Source organism: Flavobacterium ardleyense, assembly GCF_042686085.1.
GTDB lineage: Bacteria > Bacteroidota > Bacteroidia > Flavobacteriales > Flavobacteriaceae > Flavobacterium > Flavobacterium ardleyense.
Window position 1 is genome coordinate 1 of record NZ_JBHUOL010000023.1, and the last position, 22147, is coordinate 22147.

The window sequence follows — 22147 nt, forward strand, 5'->3', positions numbered from 1 at the left end:
AATTTGTAATTTAAAAGACATTGAATAGTCTTTCTGAGTTCGCTTAACATAGCGTGGTTCTTCTTGTGATTTCATAAGGATACTTTTTGTGTATCGCTATTTCAGGACAAGACACTCTATTTAAATTAAAAGACATCAAGCAATTGATGTCTTTTTTTTGTTTAAGTAAGAAAATCCGCGTTTTAAATTTACAGAAAATGGATTTCAAAAAGCAAAATCCCAATAAACACTAGAAAAAAAAAGTAAAAATGTACAGAAAATCTGTAACATGAATGAATATTATTTTTCTAAATTCGTAAGAGAAGAATAAGTCATAGCACAACAAAGACTTAAGCTTAGATTGAAAAGCAGCAAAATAATACAAACCATAAATTGCTTTGTATTCAAAAATACTTCTTTTTGTAAACTTTAGGGGTAGAGTTTACAAATTAAAAAATCCCAATCTTACGATTGGGATTTTCTGTTTTTAGTTCGTTAAGTACATTTTTCTTCTTGCGTATAAATCGTAGAATTGATCATCTTTCAAATCATCTATAAATAAGATGCTTTCTCCAGTTGATTTCATCTCTGGTCCTAATGCTTTATTCACATTTGGAAACTTACTAAAAGAGAAAACCGGTTGCTTAATTGCGTATCCTTTTAATTGTGGGTTGAAATTAAAATCAGTTACTTTATTGTGTCCTAACATTACTTTCGTTGCATAATTTACATAAGGCTCTCCATACGCTTTCGCGATGAATGGAACCGTACGAGATGCTCTAGGATTTGCTTCAATAATGTAAACAATATCATCTTTTATTGCAAACTGAATATTTATTAATCCTACAGTATGTAAAGCTCTTGCAATTTTATGCGTGTGATCTTTGATTTGTTGCATTACAAATTCACCTAAGTTAAACGGTGGTAAAGTTGCATTACTATCACCTGAGTGAACTCCACAAGGCTCGATATGTTCCATAATTCCTATGATGTACACATTTCCGTCAGCATCACAAATTGCATCTGCTTCTGCTTCGATTGCACCATCTAAATAATGGTCTAATAGTAATTTATTTCCAGGAATCGATTTTAATAAATCAATTACGTGTTCTTCTAATTCTTGTTTGTTGATGACAATTTTCATTCCTTGTCCTCCTAATACATATGAAGGACGCACTAATAATGGGAAATCTAAAGTATCTGCCAATTTAGATGCTTGTTCAGCACTTTCAGCAATTCCAAATTGTGGGAAAGGAATATTTAATGTCGTCAATAATTCTGAGAAACGTCCTCTATCTTCAGCTAAATCTAAAGCATCAAAGCTAGTTCCAAGAATTTTGATTCCGTATTTAGATAATTTTTCCGCTAATTTTAAAGCCGTTTGACCTCCTAATTGCACGATTACACCTTCTGGTTTTTCGTGCTGAATGATGTCGTAAATATGTTCCCAAAATACAGGCTCGAAATATAATTTATCAGCCGTATCAAAATCGGTAGAAACCGTTTCTGGATTACAGTTGATCATAATCGTTTCATAACCACATTCTTTAGCAGCTAAAACTCCATGAACACAAGAATAATCGAACTCAATTCCTTGTCCAATTCGGTTTGGTCCTGAACCTAAAACTACTACTTTCTTCTTGTCTGAAACAATACTTTCGTTTTGCACGTACGTTGTTCCGTCAGGTCTTTCAATCTCAGCTTCAAAAGTAGAGTAGAAATAAGGCGTCATTGCTTTAAACTCAGCTGCACAAGTATCTACTAATTTGTAAACACGATTGATGTTCATTTCATCACGTAAAGTGTGTACTTGACTTTCTAAACAACCCATCATATGAGCAATTTGACGGTCACCATATCCTTTTTGTTTTGCTTCTAAAAGCAATTCTTTAGGTAAAGTATCTATTTTATAATTTGAGATTTCTCTTTCTAAAAAGAATAATTCTTCATATTGTCTCAAGAACCACATATCTATTTTTGTGATTTCGTGAATTCTGCTCAATGGAATCCCCATTGCAATAGCATCATAAATTACGAAAACACGATCCCAACTTGCAAAAGTTAGTTTCTCAATGATTTGCTCGTAGTTGTTGTAGCCTTTTCCGTCTGCTCCTAACCCATTTCGTTTAATTTCTAACGATTGCGTTGCTTTGTGAAGTGCTTCTTGGAACGAACGTCCAATTCCCATAACTTCACCTACAGATTTCATTTGAAGACCTAACGTTCTGTCTGCTCCTTCAAATTTATCAAAGTTCCATCTTGGTATTTTAACGATTACGTAATCTAATGTCGGTTCAAATAAAGCCGAAGTTGATTTTGTAATTTGATTTTGTAATTCATCTAAGTTATACCCTAAAGCTAATTTTGAAGCAATTTTAGCAATTGGATAACCTGTTGCTTTTGAAGCTAATGCAGAAGAACGAGAAACACGAGGATTGATTTCAATCGCTACAATATCTTCTTTTTCATCTGGCGAAACTGCGAATTGCACGTTACAACCTCCAGCAAAATTTCCGATAGAACGCATCATTAAGATCGCCATATCACGCATTCTTTGGAATGTTGTGTCTGATAAAGTCATCGCAGGTGCAACTGTAATTGAATCTCCCGTATGAATTCCCATTGGGTCCATATTTTCGATGGTACAGATAATTACTACATTATCATTGCTATCGCGTAACAATTCTAATTCGTATTCTTTCCAACCCATTAAAGCTTTGTCAATCAAAACTTCGTGAATTGGCGACATTTCTAAACCGTAAGTTAAAGCGGCATCGAAATCTTCTTTTTTATAAACAATTGAAGCTCCTGTTCCTCCCAAAGTAAACGATGGACGAATTACTAATGGAAATCCATATTCTTGTGCAATTTCTTTTCCTTGTAGAAAAGAGTTAGCGGTTTGAGCTGGAGCTTGAGGAATTCCAATCTTATTTAATAAGTTTTTAAATTGCTCTCTATCTTCTGTAATATTGATTGCGTTGATGTCAACACCAATTAATCGTACGCCGAAATCAGTCCAAATTCCTTTTTCGTCTGCTTCGATACATAAATTTAAGGCCGTTTGTCCGCCCATTGTAGGCAAAACAGCATCAATTTGTGGATGAGCTTTAAGGATTTCAATGATTGATTTTGTAGTTAATGGCTTCAAATAAACGTGATCAGCCATTGTAGGGTCGGTCATAATCGTTGCCGGATTGGAGTTAATTAAGATAACTTCCACTCCTTCTTCTCGAAGTGAACGAGCAGATTGAGAACCAGCGTAGTCAAATTCGCAAGCTTGGCCAATTACGATTGGTCCTGAGCCTATGATTAGTACGGATTTAATTGAATTGTCTCTTGGCATTGTAGTGTGTTGTTAGTTGTGTGTTGTGATGATATTCTTTGAAATTATTCTTGATTTATGCACTTTGCCCTAGCCCCGATTGGAGCGGAAATCCTTTTTAATTTTTGAAAAAAATTGAAAAGATTAAAGTGGAAAGCGGCAAATAGCTCCTAAAAACCAGTATTTTCTAAAAAACTTTAAAAAAAAGCCGCTACTAATAAAAGTAACGGCTAATATATTGTTTAAGCTAAAACATTATTTTTTGTGTCTTGGTTCACAAGAAACAGTCAATTTATGTCTTCCTTTAGCTCTTCTACGAGCAAGCACTTTTCTTCCATTTGCAGAAGCCATTCTGTCCATAAAACCGTGCTTATTTCTTCTTTTTCTTTTTGATGGTTGAAACGTTCTCTTACTCATTATTAGTATCTTTTTAAATCTATAATAAAATTCTTTTTTAAAACTCAACGGAATTCATCTCCTGAAAACCGAGTGCAAATATACAAAGAGTTTTTTTATTCACAAGTACTTTTTTAAAAATATTTCGAATTCATTTTATTATCTTTGCAGTTAACAAAAATACACAATAATGTTTCACAAAAATATCAAATTAGTTTTAGCAGGACTTTTAATAGCATTTTCTATTTATTTGTTTTCTATTGGCGGAAATATCGGAAATGGAATATTCATTTTACTTTTATCAATCATCCCTATTTTCTTATACTTTAAGAACGAATTTATTTTATTAGCGTTTTTAAAATTAAGAAGTCAGGATTTTCCAGGAGCACAAAAATGGTTAACTTATATTAAAAACCCAGAAACTGCTTTGATTAAGAAACAACAAGGTTACTTCAATTACTTACATGGCTTAATGGTTTCTCAAACTAACTTGAACGAAGCAGAGCGTTATTTTAAGAAAGCAATTGCTTTAGGATTGTCAATGGATCAGGATTTAGCCTTGGCAAAATTACAATTAGCGGGAATTGCAATGACAAGAAGAAGAAAGATGGAAGCTACTTCTCTATTAAACCAAGCCAAGAAATTAGACAAACAAAACATGTTAAAAGATCAAATAAAAATGATGAAAGATCAAATGAAAAAAATGTAATTCATTCATTTTAAAATTCAAAAGCACCTTTTAAGGTGCTTTTTTTGTTAGGTCAACGATTATTCTGAGGTGTTCACCGACTTTATAACCAATGAACAATTTATTATCATACCTTTATAAGAGTTGAATTAATTGATTAGTTATTGTCCACATAGAAAAGCAGTTATTTTAAGACTACATCTTGAATTAATTTTAGGTAGCTCAAAATATATTTAATTACAATGCAGCTGTGCTTCTATGTGGATTTTTTTTTCTAAATAACATTTCTCAATCTTTTAGAAAAAAATAGTAAATCCAACTCCACTATTATACCCAATTATACTTTTACTTTCAAAAATAAATAGGTCGCAAAAAAATCAGCTATTTAAAGATCTGATTAAATAGCTGTGTTTTTATTTTAAGTTATTTAGAATATCCCGTAGTTGGAATTTCAATTTCATATTGCTTTCCTGACGCAACAGTTAATTTTCTATCACGCAACCACGGATTATGAATTTTTAGAATCTTATAATTAACTCCCTGCGTTAATGCAAAAGAAGCTAAATCAGTAATCGTAGAATCAATTACTACTTTTTTAGTCGGAATATTAGAATACAAAGCTTCGTTTGGAATCGCAAATCCGTATTTAGGAGCGTTTTTCATTATTTCTTTCAAGGCTAAAATTCTAAAAACATAGCGCGAAGTTTCTTCAGTTAACAACAAATCATAATAGTTTGTAACTTGCTGTTCCTTCATTTTATTACTAACTCCTGCCATTCCACCGTTGTATGAAGCCGCAGCTAACGTCCAAGAACCAAATCTTTCTTTAGCCACTAGCAAATATTTACAAGCTGCTTCTGTTGATTTTTCTAGATGGTAACGCTCGTCCACCTCATCAGTGACTTCCATCCCCTTTTCTTTTGCAGTTGCCGGCATAAATTGCCAAATCCCCCTTGCTCCTGCTGGCGAAACGGCATTTACCAAACTGCTTTCAATTACAGCTAAATATTTAAAATCGTCTGGCACTCCATATTTTGCCAAAATAGGCTCAATAATTGGAAACACTTTGTTAGCACGTTTAATTACCAAAGTAGTATTTGTATGAAAATTCATATTCGTTACCATTTCACGATCCAGACGTTCTTGCACATCCGCAATATAAGCCGGAACTTCTTCGTTAGAAAAATTCATTTCCAGACTGTAGCCAACGGGAGAAAATTTTGTTTTATCCGAAACTACGCCATAAATTAAAAAACTTCCTATAAAAGCAATTGCAACAATTAATACGATCTTCTTTGTCATGTACTTTTTCATTTTATTGGAGTATTAATTTGGGTAAATTTTCATTTAACCATTTGAATTTATTAAGAATCATAATATGTGTACCGCCTTTAACAGCAATACAATTTTTAATATTTTTTATCGGGAAAACCGGATCAGCATCTCCTTGAATATGAACAATACCTTTAGGCGCTTCTATTTGAGGCCAAAGCATTACGCTTTCAATAGACCAATCTAAATATCCTTTATCTCTTACCGATAAATATTTTTCGTATAACTTGAGTCGCTTCTCTATAACGTTGCTTCCAAACGCATATTTAACAAGTAATTCTACATTTGACAAAAGTTGAGTCGGCAACAGTTTATATGCTTTTGTAGCTTTTGCAATTTTAAATCGACTTGGATATTCAGTATTTGACTTTACACTTGAAATAATAACAACTTTTCGCACAGGCATTAATTTTGCCATTTCTTGCACTAAAATACCACCAAATGAAACGCCAATTAACACAGGGTTTTCATGAAGAATCTTTTCATTCATGCGTTTTGCATACGATTCTAACGACTCTTTATCAGTGGGCAAAAACCATTCCAAAAAAAACATTTCGAACTGGTCTTCAGGTAATTTGATGTTTTCAAAAATAGTAGAGCTTGCTGCCAAACCAGGCATAAAATAAACGGGGATTTTGGTCATGGTTACTATGTGAAAAAAGTTTCGTAAATTTGCACTCTAATTGAAATTATCATGGAAATCAAAGATAATGAACTTTTAAGACAATTTGAAATTATTACAGAAACAGGTTTAGTTGCAATTGAGTATTCTTCACAAGATCGCAAATTATTCTTAACCAAATTCTGTGCTAATAACAATGAGAACGAAGAGTTGCATAATGAATTCATTCAAAATGTTTTAGGAATAGCTGTAGAACGAAAATTAAAAGTTGTGCCAACACACGCTAGATTTATAAGTTTCTTCAGAAAAAACCGAAAATATCGCGAACTTTTACCACCAGGACTTATGATTTAATCCTTAATACAGAGGATAAAATTAGATACGAAAAATTCCAAATCCCAAACTGTTTAAACAGCTGGAATTTGGAATTTTTCATTTAAGAACGCTAAGCGCACACTTCCATCTTCGTCAATTTTAGTTAAATTGATTTCATGTAAAGTATTTACTAATGCCGGATCCCAAGGTGTTTTCACTTTCACATAATTCTCTGTAAATCCGTGAATATAACCTTCTTTATTTTCGCTTTCGAATAAAACAGTTCGATTTGTTCCTATTTGACTTTCGTAAAATGCTCTTCTTTTCTTTACCGAAAGACCACGCAACATTTTACTTCTTTTTGAACGTACGTTTGCTGGAACAACACCTTCCATGTCGATAGCTTCCGTATTATCTCTTTCCGAATAAGTAAAAACGTGTAAATAAGAAATATCTAAATCATTCAAAAAATGATACGTTTCTAAGAAGTGTTCGTCCGTTTCACCAGGAAATCCAACAATTACATCCACACCAATGCAAGCATGAGGCATCACTTCTTTAATATTTTTTACTCGATCAGTATAGACTTCACGTAAATAACGGCGTTTCATTTTTCTCAAAACATCGTTACTTCCTGATTGTAGTGGAATATGAAAATGAGGCACAAATGTTCTGCTTTTCGAAACAAAATCAATAGTTTCGTTTTTTAATAAATTCGGTTCAATTGACGAAATTCGTAAACGCTCAATGCCTTCAACCTCATCTAATGCTTTTACCAAATCTAAAAAAGTATGTTCGTGCTTTTTATTTCCAAATTCTCCTTTACCGTAATCACCAATATTAACTCCGGTTAAAACAATTTCTTTAATACCTTGTTTTGAAATTTCTGAAGCGTTAGTCAATACATTTTCCAAAGCATCACTTCTAGAAATTCCACGAGCTAAAGGAATTGTGCAATATGTACATTTATAATCACATCCATCTTGCACTTTCAAAAAGGCACGCGTTCTGTCTCCAATTGAATAACTTCCTACATAAAAGTCAGCTTCTTCAATTTCGCAAGAATGTACTTCGCCCATATCATTTTTTGACAAATCATTGATATAGTCGGTAATTTTAAATTTTTCTGTTGCGCCTAAAACCAAATCCACACCATCAACCGCTGCTAATTCTTCAGGTTTTAACTGGGCATAACATCCAACAGCAGCAACAAATGCCTTGTCATTTAGCTTCATTGCTTTTTTAACAATCTGTTTAAATTGCTTATCTGCATTGTCTGTAACTGAACATGTATTAATTACATACATATCTGCTACTTCCTCAAAATCAACACGTTCAAATCCTTCATCTTGAAAATTTCTCGCAATTGTAGAAGTTTCTGAGTAATTTAATTTACAGCCTAAAGTATAAAAGGCTACTTTTTTCTTGTTTTCCATAAGTAAAGCTCAATCGATGAAATCGTTGTCAAAAATTGAGGTTGCAAAGATAGTATTAAAGTGGCAAATAGACAATATCCCAATTGCTGGATTTTCCAATTGCAACATTAAAAACAATTCAAATTATAAATATAAAAAGTTATAATACTATAAAAATTAGAAAAAATAGTATAATGAATGCTGTGCGAAATTTAAAGAACTTTGACTTGTAAAAAAAAATATAAAAATTATGTCAAAAGAAAACTTATTCAATACGGATGCTATTTCAAAACTTAAAGAACTTTCTGAAAAAGCGAGAACATGTATGTTTATAACTAATTTAGAACGTACATTACCGTTCAACGCAAGACCTATGAGTCTTCAAAATTGCGATGAAGATGGGAATTTATGGTTTATTAGCAGCAAAGAAAGCAACAAAAATATGGAAATAGCCATTGATAATAAGGTACAATTGTATTTTATGAATAATGGAGATTACGAATATTTATCAGTTTTTGGTAAGGCCTATATTTACGATGATAAAGCGACTATTGAAGAAAAATGGTCTGTTTTTGCAAATGCATGGTTTGATGGAAAAGACGACCCAGAAGTTAGCGTAATTAGAATTGCACCTGAAGAAACTTATTACTGGGACACAAAAGCGGGAAAATTTGTATCAATATTACATTTTTTTACAGCAATTGTAACAGGAAGCAAAGCAGACAATAGCGATGGCGTAGAAGGAAAAATAGAAATATAATAGGAATAAATACAAAGGCCGCTAAGAAATTAGCGGCCTTTTTTTATTTATTTTGCAAAATGCTTACGGATATTTAAAAATTGTTGTAACTTAAAGTATTCAAAAAAGTAATAACTAAACTGATACAACATGGCAGGAGAAGGTTCAATGTTGCACGCAATAAAAAGCTTAGCATACAATAAATCATTGCGCAATAAATTTGATAGATCAAGCTGGAAAGATTACAAAAATAGCAATAGCGAGCCATTAATTGATCACAAAAAAGCCAGTCCAGAACTTCTAGCCGAAATAAGAACTCGTTTGCAAGCAGAAAACAAAAAGAGCAAAAAACAACTACTTATATTTATAGCATTAGTATTTTTCTGCTTTTTAATTCTATATTTTTACATCAATTAATCAATTTCAGATTTTCCAATATCTTGAATAGAATCACTTACGATTACTATGTCTCTTTTCCAGACTTTATTTAAAAGTATATAAAAGAGATAACAGGCTAAAGCGCCAATTGGAATTCCCAGTAAATCAAGTCCAAGATTTTCTTCAAAATTAATTCCCAAATCGAAAATTGTATCAATAATACCTAATAAAATTCCGAAAAATAGTTGTGCCGCATAAAAAACGACGATTCCTAAAATAGCATACAACCATTTGTTTTGATTGAATTTTTCTGCCAATTGATAAAAATATTTACCAATCCAGTATATAAGTAGAATTCCTAACATAGCTTATTCTTTTCTAAATTTTTTAGTTTCTTCGAAAACGTATTCTAAAATTTTCGCATCTTCATCTGAGAATTCTACATTTCTTCTTGCCATTACAATTTTAGCCGTTTGAAATGCTTTTGAAGTTATATAAGTAGTGAAGCCCGAAGCACCGCCCCAAGAAAAACTCGGTACAAAATTTCTTGGAAAACCAGATCCAAAAATATTTGTTGAAACTCCGATAACAGTTCCGGTATTAAACATGGTGTTTATACCACATTTGCTGTGATCGCCCATCATTAAACCACAAAATTGCAAACCTGTTTTAGCAAAACCTTCCGTTTCATAACTCCACAAACGTACTTCTTCGTAATTATTTTTTAAGTTCGAATTATTTGAATCGGCACCAACATTACACCATTCGCCTAGTACTGAATTTCCTAGAAAACCGTCGTGCCCTTTGTTTGAATAACCGAATAGTACTGAATTATTCACTTCACCTCCAATTACTGAATGAGGCCCAACAGTTGTTGCTCCATATACTTTAGATGCTAATTTAACTCTTCCAGACTCGCACAACGCAAAAGGACCTCGAATAACTGAACCCTCCATAATTTCTGCATTTTTACCGATGTAAATAGGTCCAGTCGAAGCATTTAAAGTCACAAATTCAAGCTTTGCTCCTTCTTCAATAAAAATATTTTCTGGCGCAATTACATTTACTGACTTAGGAATTGGTTGCGACGTTCTGTCTTCGGTTAAAAAATCAAAATCTTCTCGAATAGAGGCATCATTTTTTGAAAAAATATCCCAAGTGTTTTCAATACGCAAGAATTCCCCTTCGTAATAGATTAATTCGTATTCGTCAAAATTGATATCTTCTTGGGTATCGGTTGTGTAAAAAGCGATGATTTCTTCTTCAAAAATTATCGCTTCGTTTGGATTTAGATTCTCAATCATTTCTACTAAAACCGGATTTGGTAAAAAAGAAGCATTGATCATAACGTTCTGCTCCATCTCAACCATCGGATATTTTTCGGCTAAATATTCTTCCGTTATTGTGGTTGTAGTTGTTCCTAAGTAATTTTCCCATTTTTCGCGAATGGTTAAAATTCCAACAAGTATGTCTGCAACCGGACGTGTATAAGTAAAGGGAAGTAGCGCATTGCGCACCGTTCCATCAAAAAGTATGTAATTCATTTGTTATGTTTTATGTTGAGACAAGTCATTACTTGTCTGCACTTTTTTATTGAATTGAGACAAGTCATAACTTGACTGTACATTAGATAAAAGTATTTCTAAAAAAGCAAAATTACAATTTATTCCATAAAAAAAGCCTCACAAATGTGAAGCTCTTTATTATTTTGAAAAATTCGATTATTTCTTGTCGAATTTAGCGTATTTAGTTTTGAATTTATCAATACGACCTGCAGTATCAATAAGTTTAGATTTACCTGTGTAAAAAGGGTGAGAAGTTCTTGAAATCTCCAATTTGTAAACTGGGTATTCAACACCTTCGTGCATAATTGTTTCTTTAGTATTAACTGTAGATTTAGTAATAAAAACATCTTCATTTGACATGTCTTTAAATGCAACTAATCTGTAATTTTCTGGGTGAATTCCTTTTTTCATTTTTGTAAATCTTTTTATTAAGCGATTATAACTTGTTCCGCGGCTTTATCTTACTAAAGGTGTAAACACTTTATAACCTTTTGTTTTTAAACATTTTTATATTCAGAGTGCAAAATTACATTTTATTTTTAATTTAACAATCTTTATGTAACTTTTTTTTATTTATTTACTCTTATAGACAAACCATTAGAATTCTTATATTTGTAAACTAAACAAACTTAAACAAACCATGAACGAAATTATTAAAAAAAACGGAATTACCTACGGTGTTATCACCGGAGTTGTCAGCGTATTAATTACCTTTTCTATCTATATGATTGATTTGTCATTAATGACTAAATGGTGGCTAGCACTCCTTATTATGTTGTTTTACGTAATCATTGGATGCATACTGCTTATAAAAACGAAAAAAGAATTAGGTGATTTCATGTCTTTTAAAGAAGGTTTTACTACTTATTTCATTTCTGCTGTTATAGGTATTGCTATTTCGGTTATTTTCAATATTCTTCTATATAATTTTATTGATCCAGAAGCCGCTGAAACCTTAAAAGAGTTGACAATGGAATCAACAGCAAATATAATGAAAGGTTTTGGCGCGCCATCATCTGAAATAAAAAAAGCACTTGAAAAACTGAGTGAATATGAGCAGTTTTCTGCTATAGAACAAATTAAAGGTAGTGCTTACAGCATTATTGGTTCTTCTATTTTTGGGTTAATTTTAGCTGCAATCTTCAAAAAAAACAAACCTGTATTCTAAATGAATTTATCCTTAGTTATTCCGTTATTAAACGAACAAGAATCGTTGCCCGAATTACACAATTGGATTGTAAAAGTTATGGACACTCATAACTTTTCTTATGAAATCCTTTTTATTGATGATGGTAGCACAGATGCTTCTTGGCAAACTATTACTGCACTTTCAGACAAAAATCCGAACGTAAAAGGGATTCGTTTTTTAAGAAATTACGGAAAATCGCAAGCATTGCACGCTGGTTTTAACAAAGCACAAGGCGATGTTGTGATTACTATGGATGCCGATTTACAAGACAGTCCGGATGAAATACCAGAATTATATCGTTTGATTATGAACGATAATTATGATTTGGTTTCGGGATGGAAGAAAAAACGCTACGATTCTGTGATGATGAAAAACATTCCATCAAAGTTATTCAACTGGGCAGCTCGAAAAACATCAGGTGTTACCTTGAATGATTTTAATTGTGGCTTGAAAGCGTATAAGAATATTGTTATTAAAAACATTGAGGTTTCGGGTGAAATGCACCGTTATATTCCGGTTTTGGCAAAAAATGCTGGATTTGGGAATATTGGCGAAAAGGTTGTGATTCACCAGGCCAGAAAATACGGCAGTTCTAAATTTGGAATGAGTCGTTTTGTAAATGGATTCTTGGACTTAATTACGATTTGGTTTATTTCTACTTTTGGCAAAAGACCGATGCATTTATTTGGACTATTAGGAACAATGATGTTTGTAATAGGCTTTTTATTCGCACTTTACTTGGGAATTGACAAATTATTCATTCACAAAACAAGTCGATTAATTACTTCTAGACCTCAGTTTTACTTATCCATCACAGCAATGATTATAGGAACGCAATTGTTCTTAGCTGGATTTTTAGGTGAGATTATACTAAGAACCAAAAACAACGAAGAACGTTACAAGATTTCGGAAGTGTTATAAAAGGGTATCACAAAATGTGAAACTAGAGGATATTAATAAGTAGCAATATATATTATTTAAATAAGAGAAAAAGACAACTAAATATATACGCCATGCAAACATTAGAGATTATCCACAACAAAATTCATGTGATTAGAGACCAAAAAGTGATGTTAGATTTTGATTTAGCAGCACTTTATGAAATTGAAACAAGAGTATTAAAACAAGCAGTCCGAAGAAATATTGAAAGATTTCCTGAAGATTTTATGTTTATACTCACAAAAGAAGAACACGCCAACTTGAGATCACAAATTGTGACCTCAAGTTATGGAGGAACAAGATATGCTCCTTTTGCATTCACAGAACAAGGTGTTGCCATGCTTTCTTCTGTATTAAATTCAAAGAAAGCAATTGAAGTAAATATTGCTATTATGCGTACTTTTGTTGTGTTGCGCAATTCAATTTTATCTTTAGAAGAAATTTCTAAGCGAATCTCAGAAGTTGAAAAAAAATTTCCTGACATTTATAATGCGCTGAATTTTCTGATGGAAAACAATCAGGAAGAGACAGAACAAAAACAAAGAAGCCCAATAGGTTTCCAGAAGAAATAAAGATTACAAATAGGTCTAGCCCTGATAGGAACGGCATCCTCTTTTAAATTGCCTTGGGTTAAAAACCAAGGCAATTTAGAAGAGATAAAGTGGATAGCAGGATTAGCTTCAAAAAAATAAGATTATGCACATTGATCAAGCGATTTTAAATAAGGTAAATGAGTGGTTGACGCCTACTTTTGACGAAGCAACGCAAAAAGAGATTATTGAAATGATGACTTCGGCTCCTAAGGATTTGGAAGAGAGTTTCTATAAAAATTTAGAGTTTGGAACGGGTGGTATGCGTGGAATTATGGGCGTTGGTACAAATCGTATTAACAAATATACTTTGGGAAAAAACACTCAAGGTTTGTCTGATTATTTACATAAATCGTTTCCAAATGAGCAATTAAAAGTTGCGATTGCTTATGATTGTCGTCATAATAGTGATACGTTAGCAAAAGTGGTGGCAGATGTTTTTTCGGCCAATGGAATTCACGTTTATTTGTTTTCAGATATGCGCCCGACGCCAGAATTATCTTTTGCAGTTCGTTATTTAAAATGTCACGCTGGAATTGTGTTGACAGCTTCTCATAATCCGCCAGAATACAACGGTTACAAAGTGTATTGGCAAGATGGTGGACAGTTAGTTCCGCCGGAAGATGGAGCGATTATTAAGCTAATTGAAGAGTTAAAATACAGTGCAATTAAGTTTGAAGCGAACGAAAATTTAATCGAATATATTGATAAAGAAGTGGATGAAGCGTTTGCCAAATCTACAATTGAAAATGCAAGTTTTAATACGCCAGCAACGGCAAAAGCGAATTTAAAAATCGTTTATACTTCATTACACGGAACTTCTATAAAAGCGATTCCGAATGTCTTAGAAAAAGCAGGTTATACCAATGTACAAATTGTGCCGGAACAAGCAGAACCGAATGGAGATTTCCCAACGGTAAAGTCACCAAATCCTGAAGAACCTGAAGCTTTATCGATGGCAATTGCTTTAGCTGAGAAAACAGGTGCTGATATTGTCGTGGGAACAGATCCAGATTCCGACCGATTAGGTGTGGCTGTTCGTGATTTAGACGGAAATATTAAGTTATTAAACGGAAATCAAACAATGGTTATTATGACTGCGTTTTTATTAGAACAATGGAAACGCAACAATAAATTAACCGGAAAAGAATTCATTGGATCCACAATTGTTTCCACGCCAATGATGTTAGAATTAGCAGTTGCTTACGACGTGGAATGCAAAGTAGGATTAACCGGTTTTAAATGGATTGCAAAATTCATCAAGGATTTTCCAGAATTACAGTTTATTGGTGGTGGTGAAGAAAGTTTTGGTTACATGGTTGGCGATGCAGTGCGCGATAAAGATGCCGTTGCCGCAATCTTATTAGTAAGCGAAATTGCTGCTCAAGCGAAGGCTTCGGGAAGTTCTATTTACCAAGAATTGATGAATTTATATGTTGATTTCGGATTTTATAAAGAATCATTGATTTCGATTACCAAAAAAGGAATTGAAGGTGCGAACGAAATTAAACAAATGATGGTTGAATTACGCGAAAACCCTTTAACTGAAATTAATGGTGAGCGCGTGGTTTGTATTGAAGATTATCAAAGTTCGAAAGGAAAAGACTTTATGAATGACGAAGAGTTTGAAATTACGATTCCAAAATCAAACGTGTTGATTTACTACTTAGAAGATGGTACAAAAATTTGCGCAAGACCAAGTGGAACGGAACCAAAAATAAAATTCTACTTTAGTGTAAATGCACCATTAAGTAATGTTGATGAAGCAAAAGAAGTAGAAAGCGACTTAGATAACAAGATTGCAAATATCATTGCAGCGATGAAATTAAACTAATGGACGAAAATTTAAAAAAAATAATTCCGTTTGCTCTTGTATATAAAAAGGACATTATTTTGAATGTTGTTTACAATATTCTTTATGCCCTTTTCAGCACGCTTTCTTTCATTGCTTTAATTCCAATGTTAGACGTTTTATTTAAAGATGCAGAAAAGGTTATAGATAAACCAGTATATACTTCGTTTTGGGATATCACTAGTTATGCTAATGATTATTTATATTTCTACATCACAAAACTAACCAACGAAAGTGGTCCGCAATATGCATTGTTGTTAGTTGTAGCAATAATTATCGTTACTTTCTTATTAAAAAATCTTTTCAACTATTTAGGTCTAAATCATTTGATGTTGGTGAAAAATGGTGTTTTGAGAGATTTAAGAAATAAAATGTTTGACAAAATCATCAGCTTACCTATCTCCTATTATTCCGAAAAAAGAAAAGGTGATATTATGGCGCGAATGTTAGGCGATGTAAATGAAGTACGAAATTCATTTTTCAGTATTTTAGAATTGATTGTTAAAGAGCCAATGACTATTATTTTTACTATTGGTGCGATGGTATTCATTAGTTTTAAGTTAACCTTATTCGTTTTTATTTTTATACCGATTTCCGGTTTCGTTATTTCAAAAATTGGAAAAACTTTGAAAGCGAAATCTAAAAAAGCACAAGACGAAAATGGCCAATTGATTTCAGTAGTTGAAGAAACATTAGGCGGATTAAAAGTAGTAAAAAGCTATAATGCTGAAGGTTCTTTTACAGAAAAATTCAACTTTTCTATCGAAAGATTATACCAATTAACCAATAGTATTGGTCGCAAAAACAACCTGTCTTCACCAATGAGTGAATTTATGGGAATTGTAGTAATTGCAATTTTACTTTGGTATGGTGGAAATATGGTTTTAGTGGAAACTTTTACAGATGGTTCGCCAATATTAGAAGGTTCAAAATTCATTGCTTATATGGGACTGGCTTACAATATCTTAACTCCAGCAAAATCAATTTCAAAAGCTTCGTACCAAGTCAAAACAGGATTAGCAGCTGCCGAAAGAGTGTTTGATGTCTTAGAAGTAGAAAATACAATTACTGATAAAGAAAACGCAATAGTTAAAACCTCTTTTGAAAATCATATTAAAATTGAAAACATCAACTTTAGATATGAAAATGAGAATGTTTTAAATTCTTTCTCTTTAGAAATTCTGAAAGGAAAAACAGTGGCTTTAGTTGGACAATCCGGTTCTGGAAAGAGTACGATTGCAAACTTATTGACACGCTTTTATGATGTGCAGGAAGGAACCATCAAAATAGACGGAACCGATATTAAAGATATGACATTAACTTCATTAAGAGATTTAATGGGATTGGTGACGCAAGATTCTATCTTATTTAATGATTCTATTAAAAACAATATTCTTTTAGGGAAACCAAATGCAACGGATGAAGAAATCATTGAAGCGTTAAAAATTGCTAATGCTTATGAATTCGTTAAAGATTTACCGAACGGCATTGAAACTAATATTGGTGATGCTGGAGGAAAACTTTCGGGCGGTCAGAAGCAACGATTATCTATTGCAAGAGCCGTTTTGAAAAACCCACCGATTATGATTTTGGATGAAGCTACTTCGGCTTTGGATACAGAAAGTGAGAAATTCGTGCAAATTGCTTTAGAAAATATGATGCAAAATCGTACTTCTGTAGTAATCGCGCACCGTTTATCTACGATTCAAAAAGCAGATAAAATTGTGGTAATGCAAAAGGGCGAAATTGTAGAACAAGGGACGCACGATGAACTTTTAGCTTTAAGCGGTACTTATTCGAAGTTGGTTATGATGCAGAGTTTTGAATAAGGATTTGATATATTAATTTGAACGCGGATGTAGCTGATTCGCTGGTGCGAAACGCGGATTAAAAAGGGTTTTTAAACATATAAGTCATATAAGTTTTTTTTAAAGATTATTATAATTTCTTACTTCTGTGTTGCAAATTTTGAAATTGAAAAAGATATGTATGTAAACACTTCAAATATTACACTTCCGGATGATGATAATACCGTTATTTGGAAATATTTAGATTTATCTAAGTTTCTAGACATGTTGTTATCTAGGCAGTTGTTTATGTCGCGCTCGGATAAATTTGAAGATCAATATGAAGGCACTTTTTCGGAACCCACTTTTGAAGAAATTAAAAAAATAGCCGCAGATAATCCTGAATTTTTAGACTTTTATAAATCACATCGGGAGAAAGTTACCATTAGCAGTTGGCACATTAACGAATATGAATCGTTTGCAATGTGGCAAATTTTCACACAGAACACCGAAGGTTTAGCTATTCAAACTACGATTGGAAGATTAAAAAGAGCATTGGAAAAAGAAAAAAAAACCGAGCAATTTATCGGCGAAGTAAATTACATCGATTACAAAAAAGAATTTATTCCTTTTGACGATAACTTTTTCCCGTTTCTGTTTAAACGTAAAAGTTTCCAATATGAACGTGAAATCCGAATTATTTCAGATATGTCTAAAAAAGGAATCCGAATTGACAACGGTTTAAAAGTAGATGTGGATTTAGACGAAATGATAGAAAAAATATACATTCACCCTAAAAGTGAAAACTGGTATAAAAAATTAGTCATCGAATTAGTTTCTAAATTGGGATTTGACTTTAAAATTGAAAAATCAGATTTGGAAAGTGATATATTGATTTAGAAGCCTTAACTTAGCTTTTAATGAAAATATAAAGTGATTATGAACAACACAAAATTTATCATCTTAGGATTTACACTATTAGCAGTTGGACTTTTATTACACGTTTACTTAAAAAACGAAATCATCGATTTGATTTTTGCCGCTTTCATTGGAGGGATAGTTGCTTTACTAATTTCAGGAAAAATCAGAGCTCAAAAATAAAATTAAATTAGATCTATAAATTAAACTATGAATAAATCAACAATCATTGGGATCGCATTTTTATTAATTGCCACTTTACTTCATTTCTATTATGAAAATGACATAACCGATTTCTTAAGTGGTTTTTTTATTGGTGGTGGAGTTGTTTTGCTTTTATCGAGTATAATTAAATCTAAAAATAAAAATGATTAAAAAACTAAACAGCAATCAGTTAATTGGAATAGGAATTTTCATTGTTGCAATCGTTTCTACCTTTTTATCTAATTCTCTCTTCTTTAACCTGATTTTAGGCGTTTTTTGTTCAATTGGTATTGGCTTCATGTTGAAATTGATTCCCTTCAAAAAAGCAAAGTAACTGTAATTTGGGTAAAAAGAGTTATGTAGGTAACTAAAATGCCGTCCAACCGGGACTACAGCACTACTAAGTGATTTGGTTACACATATGATGTCCCGATGGGACTTGAGAAAAAAATATAAAAATTATTACTAAAATTCTGTACTTACTATACTCTAGAACTCATCTGTATTTAGATAAGAATACATCTTCCCAAAGAGACTATATCAAAAAAACAGCTTCATACTGAAATAATGTTCCTCTTATACTTCAAACTCCTAAGTAATTCGATAATACAATATATTCCCGGTGAGAAACTTGAAAAATAAAACTTATCGCTTATTATATAAAATCTAATTATTGCTAAATTTTAAAAACTTATTTCGGCATATAAACTTCTACTTTCCATTCATTGTCAAGCAAATTCACATAGTGATAATGTACTTTATCATTTTTATCGAAAGCTCCGTTTTTATTAAAATCTTCGATACATCTAAAATATAAACGATTTTGTGCTTCCACAATATTCCAATCGATTAATTCTTGAAATTCTTCGGATAACTTCGTGAAATTTTCGCCATCAGCCGTACTTAAATACAACGATTTAATATCGTTTTGATTGATTTTTCCGTCTTTATTCGTATCGGAATCCACTAAAGTGTAAACGAATATTTGTTTTTTAGTTTTTAGGGCAATTGCTTCTAAATACGTAGCCGTTTGAATTTGGATTTTGTCAGTAGTCAACGGTTTAACCGACGATGAATCGATATGCTGGAAATTCAAATTATCGAAATATCCAGTTATTTCAAATCGATTATAATTTGAAATCGCATAACTTACTTGATTGGTTTTACTACTTCCGTAAGCTTTACTATCGGTATCATAAACACGCACATCACCAATGGGATGAATTAGATAATTTGTTCCTTCCATCAGAATAGGTAAATCGGCCACTTTAAATGAAGCGGTATCTCTGGTGGTATTTTCGACCTTGGACTTACCTTCTTCGTAAATTACTTTTGGAGTAGCTTTTTCTTGTTTACAACTTGCTAAAGCTGTTACTATGAATAGGGATGCGATAATTCGTTTCATATAAAATAAATATAGTCAAATATACTAAAAAACATTGATTACAACCTTGCAATCAGTTTTAGATTAAAAACTCTTGTGGTCATATAGTTTGGAACGCCATATTGAGATTTTGTATAAACGTCTCTAACCCAAGTATTCGTAATTGCATTTTGGTTGTTGAATAAATTGAAAATTTCTAAACCCAATGAAAAATCAGTAAACGGTTTTAACCAAGATTTTTCTGATTTAATTTTCTCGTCTTTTAACACGTAAGAAAAACCAACATCGGCTCTTCGGTAATCCTTTAAACGCATTTGGTAATTGTAAGGATCAGCATACGAAGGCGAACCTCCTGGCAATCCAGTATTATAAACCAAATTCAAATACAATCTTAGATTAGGAATATTAGGCATATAATCTTGGAATAAAATACCAAACTTCAATCGCTGATCCGTTGGACGAGCGATAAAACCTTTACCGTCCTGATTTTCTTCAGTTTTTAAATAGCCAAAACTAAACCACGATTCCGTTCCAGGAACAAACTCTCCATTTAATCTCGCATCAAAACCATAAGCATAAGCTTCCGCTTCATTGTTAGCTCTATAGCGAATTTGAACATTATCAATCGTATATGTATTTACATCGGTAATATTTTTATAATATGCTTCCGACACCAATTTGAAAGGACGTTGCCACATTTTAAAACTGTAATCATTACTCAAAACTAGATGAAATGATTGTTGGGCTTTAACATTGGTTTGCACAACGCCATCATAATCACGAAGTTCTCTGTAAAATGGTGGTTGGTGATACAAACCTCCCGAAATTCGGAACAAGATATCTTTTTCCCAATCGGGCTTGAATGCAAATTGAACTCTTGGCGAAAACGTAATTTGGCTGTCTCCTTTTGGAACACCATCTGCATCAACTTGCCATTGATGGGCACGAATTCCCGCATTTAGCCAATAATCGTGTGCTCCTATTTTTCCTCTATAATTCATTTGAGCATAACCAGACAGACGATTGATTCTGGTGTAATTTGTAGCTCTTACATTTTGATACGGTGCTAAAGGACCAACATAAGCATTATAAGGTTGATCGTTTTGATAATTTAAATCGGGTTTTGGCAATGAGAATCCGGCTGAATCAATTACTTCCCACTCTACTAAACGGTCGCGAATGTCTTCCATCGTAAATTTTCCTCCCCATTCAATTTGCAACTCTTTATTTACTTCGTGAAAACCTTTCACTTCGGCATTTACAATTAATGCATCTAAATCATTACGCGCGTGATTTAATTGCGAACCAATTCCTCTGGAATAAACCACATCACCAAATGTTTCTGATCCAATATTTGCATCGACTTCACCTAAACGATACTGCGCTAAAATATCATAATATTCTTGTTCTTGCGTGTGATATCCCGAAAGGAAAAATTTTAATTTATTCTTTTCATTGTATTCAAAAACGGCTTTTCCAGCACCAAATAATGTTAGATATTTGTCTTTTTCTTGTCCTTCATAGTAAACAACTAAAGCAATCGGTTCATCAATTGTACCAAAATTTGTTTGTCGTGTTAAAGGTTCGTAATTATATCTGTTCTGTGAAATATTTCCTAAAAAACTATATTGCCATTTGGTTGAAGCATTGAAATTTAACAAGGTTTGAACGTCAAAAAATGTAGGTCTAAAATTGGTTTCGGTTTCCTGACTGTTCACTAAAAGACTGTTATCTCTGTATCGAACTCCTGTAATATTTGTCCACTTTTGATTTTTCGAAATTCCTTCAACCGTAAGGCTTCCGCCCAAAAGACTAGCTTCTAAACTCGCACCAAATTTCCTCGGATTTCTGTACGTAATATCTAAAACTGAAGATAATTTATCACCATATTTCGACTGAAACCCACCTGCTGAAAAATCAACATTTTGAACCATATCGGTATTGGTAAAACTCAATCCTTCTTGCTGTCCTGAACGAATTAAAAACGGACGATATACTTCAATTTCATTAACATAAACTAAATTTTCATCGTAATTCCCACCCCTAACAGCATAAGAAGTACTCAATTCATTGTTAGAATAAACGCCAGGTAATGTTTTAATAATATTCTCTATTCCGGCATTTGCACCAGGAATTGTTCGGATAACAACGGGATCAATCGTGGTAACACCTTCAATACGTTTTTTGCTATTTCCAGTTACTACAACTTCACCAATTTCCTCTACTCTTGCATTTAAAACCGGATTAAACTCGAAATCTTCATTTGGTTTCAATGTTACACTTACTTTATAATTCTTAAAAGAGACGTGCGAAAAAACAACTGTAACTTTTTTACCAGCAGGAATTTCCAAAATAAAAAAACCTGTTGAATTTGTAACAGTTCCAGCATCTCCAACGGCCACACCAACATTTTCTATTGGGTTTTGAAATTCATCTAAAATAACGCCTTTAATTCGCGCTTTTTGAGCCACAGCAACTACAGAAAGCAAACTGAAAACTAGGAGTAAAAATATTTTTTTCAACTGAATGCGTT

General features: G+C 32.6%; 22 protein-coding genes. 12 read left to right on the forward strand and 10 right to left on the reverse strand.

Annotated features, from left to right (window positions below; translation table 11 throughout):
- Nucleotides 1-466: 466 nt before the first annotated feature.
- Nucleotides 467-3322 carry a carbamoyl-phosphate synthase large subunit gene (carB, locus tag ACFSX9_RS15505; protein WP_379809336.1) on the reverse strand — a complete coding sequence of 952 codons (2856 nt, stop codon included), beginning with the start codon at nt 3320-3322 and terminating at the stop codon, nt 467-469.
- A gap of 234 nt (nt 3323-3556) precedes the next feature.
- Nucleotides 3557-3718, reverse strand: coding sequence for a 50S ribosomal protein L34 (gene rpmH, locus ACFSX9_RS15510; RefSeq protein ID WP_007136275.1), 162 nt, complete (start codon nt 3716-3718; stop codon nt 3557-3559).
- 169 nt (nt 3719-3887) lie between these two features.
- Here rpmH and ACFSX9_RS15515 point away from each other — a divergent pair, with 169 nt between their 5' ends.
- Nucleotides 3888-4406 (forward strand): DUF2892 domain-containing protein, encoded by a 519-nt coding sequence (locus ACFSX9_RS15515; RefSeq protein ID WP_379809338.1) that lies wholly within the window; start codon nt 3888-3890, stop codon nt 4404-4406.
- A gap of 402 nt (nt 4407-4808) precedes the next feature.
- On the opposite strand, the gene ACFSX9_RS15520 is transcribed toward ACFSX9_RS15515, so the two are convergent.
- Both ACFSX9_RS15520 and ACFSX9_RS15525 read right to left on the reverse strand, forming a co-directional pair.
- On the reverse strand, nt 4809-5687 hold the full coding sequence (locus ACFSX9_RS15520) for a transglycosylase SLT domain-containing protein (protein ID WP_379809340.1): 879 nt from the start codon (nt 5685-5687) through the stop codon (nt 4809-4811).
- Nucleotides 5688-5700: 13 nt separating this feature from the next.
- A complete protein-coding gene (locus ACFSX9_RS15525) occupies nt 5701-6360 on the reverse strand; it encodes an alpha/beta hydrolase (protein ID WP_379809342.1) in 660 nt (219 codons plus the stop codon).
- A 51-nt stretch (nt 6361-6411) separates the two neighbouring features.
- Between ACFSX9_RS15525 and ACFSX9_RS15530 the strand changes: the two genes are divergently transcribed.
- Nucleotides 6412-6693, forward strand: a complete 282-nt coding sequence (locus ACFSX9_RS15530) for an N-acetyltransferase (protein ID WP_379809344.1) — start codon at nt 6412-6414, stop codon at nt 6691-6693.
- Between the two features lie 53 nt (nt 6694-6746).
- Here ACFSX9_RS15530 and mtaB read toward each other — a convergent pair whose 3' ends face one another.
- The gene (mtaB, locus tag ACFSX9_RS15535) at nt 6747-8090 is read right to left on the reverse strand and encodes a tRNA (N(6)-L-threonylcarbamoyladenosine(37)-C(2))-methylthiotransferase MtaB (RefSeq protein ID WP_379809346.1); all 1344 of its coding nucleotides are present in this window, start codon (nt 8088-8090) and stop codon (nt 6747-6749) included.
- A gap of 229 nt (nt 8091-8319) precedes the next feature.
- On the opposite strand from mtaB, the gene ACFSX9_RS15540 reads away from it, so the two are divergent.
- Both ACFSX9_RS15540 and ACFSX9_RS15545 read left to right on the forward strand, forming a co-directional pair.
- Nucleotides 8320-8829, forward strand: a complete 510-nt coding sequence (locus tag ACFSX9_RS15540; RefSeq protein WP_379809348.1) for a pyridoxamine 5'-phosphate oxidase family protein — start codon at nt 8320-8322, stop codon at nt 8827-8829.
- A 129-nt stretch (nt 8830-8958) separates the two neighbouring features.
- Nucleotides 8959-9225, forward strand: a complete 267-nt coding sequence (locus ACFSX9_RS15545; protein WP_379809350.1) for a hypothetical protein — start codon at nt 8959-8961, stop codon at nt 9223-9225.
- Here the strand turns inward: ACFSX9_RS15545 and ACFSX9_RS15550 are convergent.
- From ACFSX9_RS15550 to ACFSX9_RS15560, 3 genes are all read right to left on the reverse strand, one after another.
- Nucleotides 9222-9551, reverse strand: a complete 330-nt coding sequence (locus tag ACFSX9_RS15550) for a hypothetical protein (RefSeq protein WP_379809352.1) — start codon at nt 9549-9551, stop codon at nt 9222-9224. The genes ACFSX9_RS15545 and ACFSX9_RS15550 overlap by 4 nt on opposite strands.
- A gap of 3 nt (nt 9552-9554) precedes the next feature.
- Nucleotides 9555-10730 carry a GlmU family protein gene (locus ACFSX9_RS15555; protein ID WP_379809354.1) on the reverse strand — a complete coding sequence of 392 codons (1176 nt, stop codon included), beginning with the start codon at nt 10728-10730 and terminating at the stop codon, nt 9555-9557.
- Nucleotides 10731-10907: 177 nt separating this feature from the next.
- Nucleotides 10908-11162 (reverse strand): type B 50S ribosomal protein L31, encoded by a 255-nt coding sequence (locus ACFSX9_RS15560; protein WP_379809356.1) that lies wholly within the window; start codon nt 11160-11162, stop codon nt 10908-10910.
- A gap of 229 nt (nt 11163-11391) precedes the next feature.
- Here ACFSX9_RS15560 and ACFSX9_RS15565 point away from each other — a divergent pair, with 229 nt between their 5' ends.
- The 8 genes from ACFSX9_RS15565 to ACFSX9_RS15600 all read left to right on the forward strand — a co-directional run bounded on the left by ACFSX9_RS15565 (nt 11392) and on the right by ACFSX9_RS15600 (nt 18401).
- Nucleotides 11392-11919, forward strand: coding sequence for a DUF4199 domain-containing protein (locus ACFSX9_RS15565; RefSeq protein ID WP_379809358.1), 528 nt, complete (start codon nt 11392-11394; stop codon nt 11917-11919).
- A complete protein-coding gene (locus ACFSX9_RS15570) occupies nt 11920-12861 on the forward strand; it encodes a glycosyltransferase family 2 protein (protein WP_379809360.1) in 942 nt (313 codons plus the stop codon).
- Between the two features lie 92 nt (nt 12862-12953).
- Complete coding sequence (locus ACFSX9_RS15575; protein WP_379809362.1) at nt 12954-13451, forward strand: ORF6N domain-containing protein; 498 nt, start codon at nt 12954-12956, stop codon at nt 13449-13451.
- A 124-nt stretch (nt 13452-13575) separates the two neighbouring features.
- On the forward strand, nt 13576-15303 hold the full coding sequence (locus ACFSX9_RS15580) for a phospho-sugar mutase (protein WP_379809364.1): 1728 nt from the start codon (nt 13576-13578) through the stop codon (nt 15301-15303).
- A complete protein-coding gene (locus ACFSX9_RS15585) occupies nt 15303-17150 on the forward strand; it encodes an ABC transporter ATP-binding protein (RefSeq protein ID WP_379809366.1) in 1848 nt (615 codons plus the stop codon). Before ACFSX9_RS15580 ends, ACFSX9_RS15585 begins: the two co-directional genes overlap by 1 nt.
- 156 nt (nt 17151-17306) lie before the next feature.
- Nucleotides 17307-18008, forward strand: coding sequence for a hypothetical protein (locus ACFSX9_RS15590; RefSeq protein WP_379809368.1), 702 nt, complete (start codon nt 17307-17309; stop codon nt 18006-18008).
- A 39-nt stretch (nt 18009-18047) separates the two neighbouring features.
- Nucleotides 18048-18209: a hypothetical protein gene (locus tag ACFSX9_RS15595; protein WP_379809370.1), complete on the forward strand. Its 162-nt coding sequence runs from the start codon at nt 18048-18050 to the stop codon at nt 18207-18209.
- Nucleotides 18210-18236: 27 nt separating this feature from the next.
- Nucleotides 18237-18401, forward strand: coding sequence for a hypothetical protein (locus ACFSX9_RS15600; RefSeq protein ID WP_379809372.1), 165 nt, complete (start codon nt 18237-18239; stop codon nt 18399-18401).
- A gap of 520 nt (nt 18402-18921) precedes the next feature.
- On the opposite strand, the gene ACFSX9_RS15605 is transcribed toward ACFSX9_RS15600, so the two are convergent.
- Entirely contained in the window at nt 18922-19635 is a 714-nt protein-coding gene (locus ACFSX9_RS15605) for a hypothetical protein (RefSeq protein WP_379809374.1), read from the reverse strand.
- A gap of 38 nt (nt 19636-19673) precedes the next feature.
- The gene (locus tag ACFSX9_RS15610; RefSeq protein ID WP_379809438.1) at nt 19674-22142 is read right to left on the reverse strand and encodes a carboxypeptidase-like regulatory domain-containing protein; all 2469 of its coding nucleotides are present in this window, start codon (nt 22140-22142) and stop codon (nt 19674-19676) included.
- Between the last annotated feature and the right edge of the window lie 5 nt (nt 22143-22147).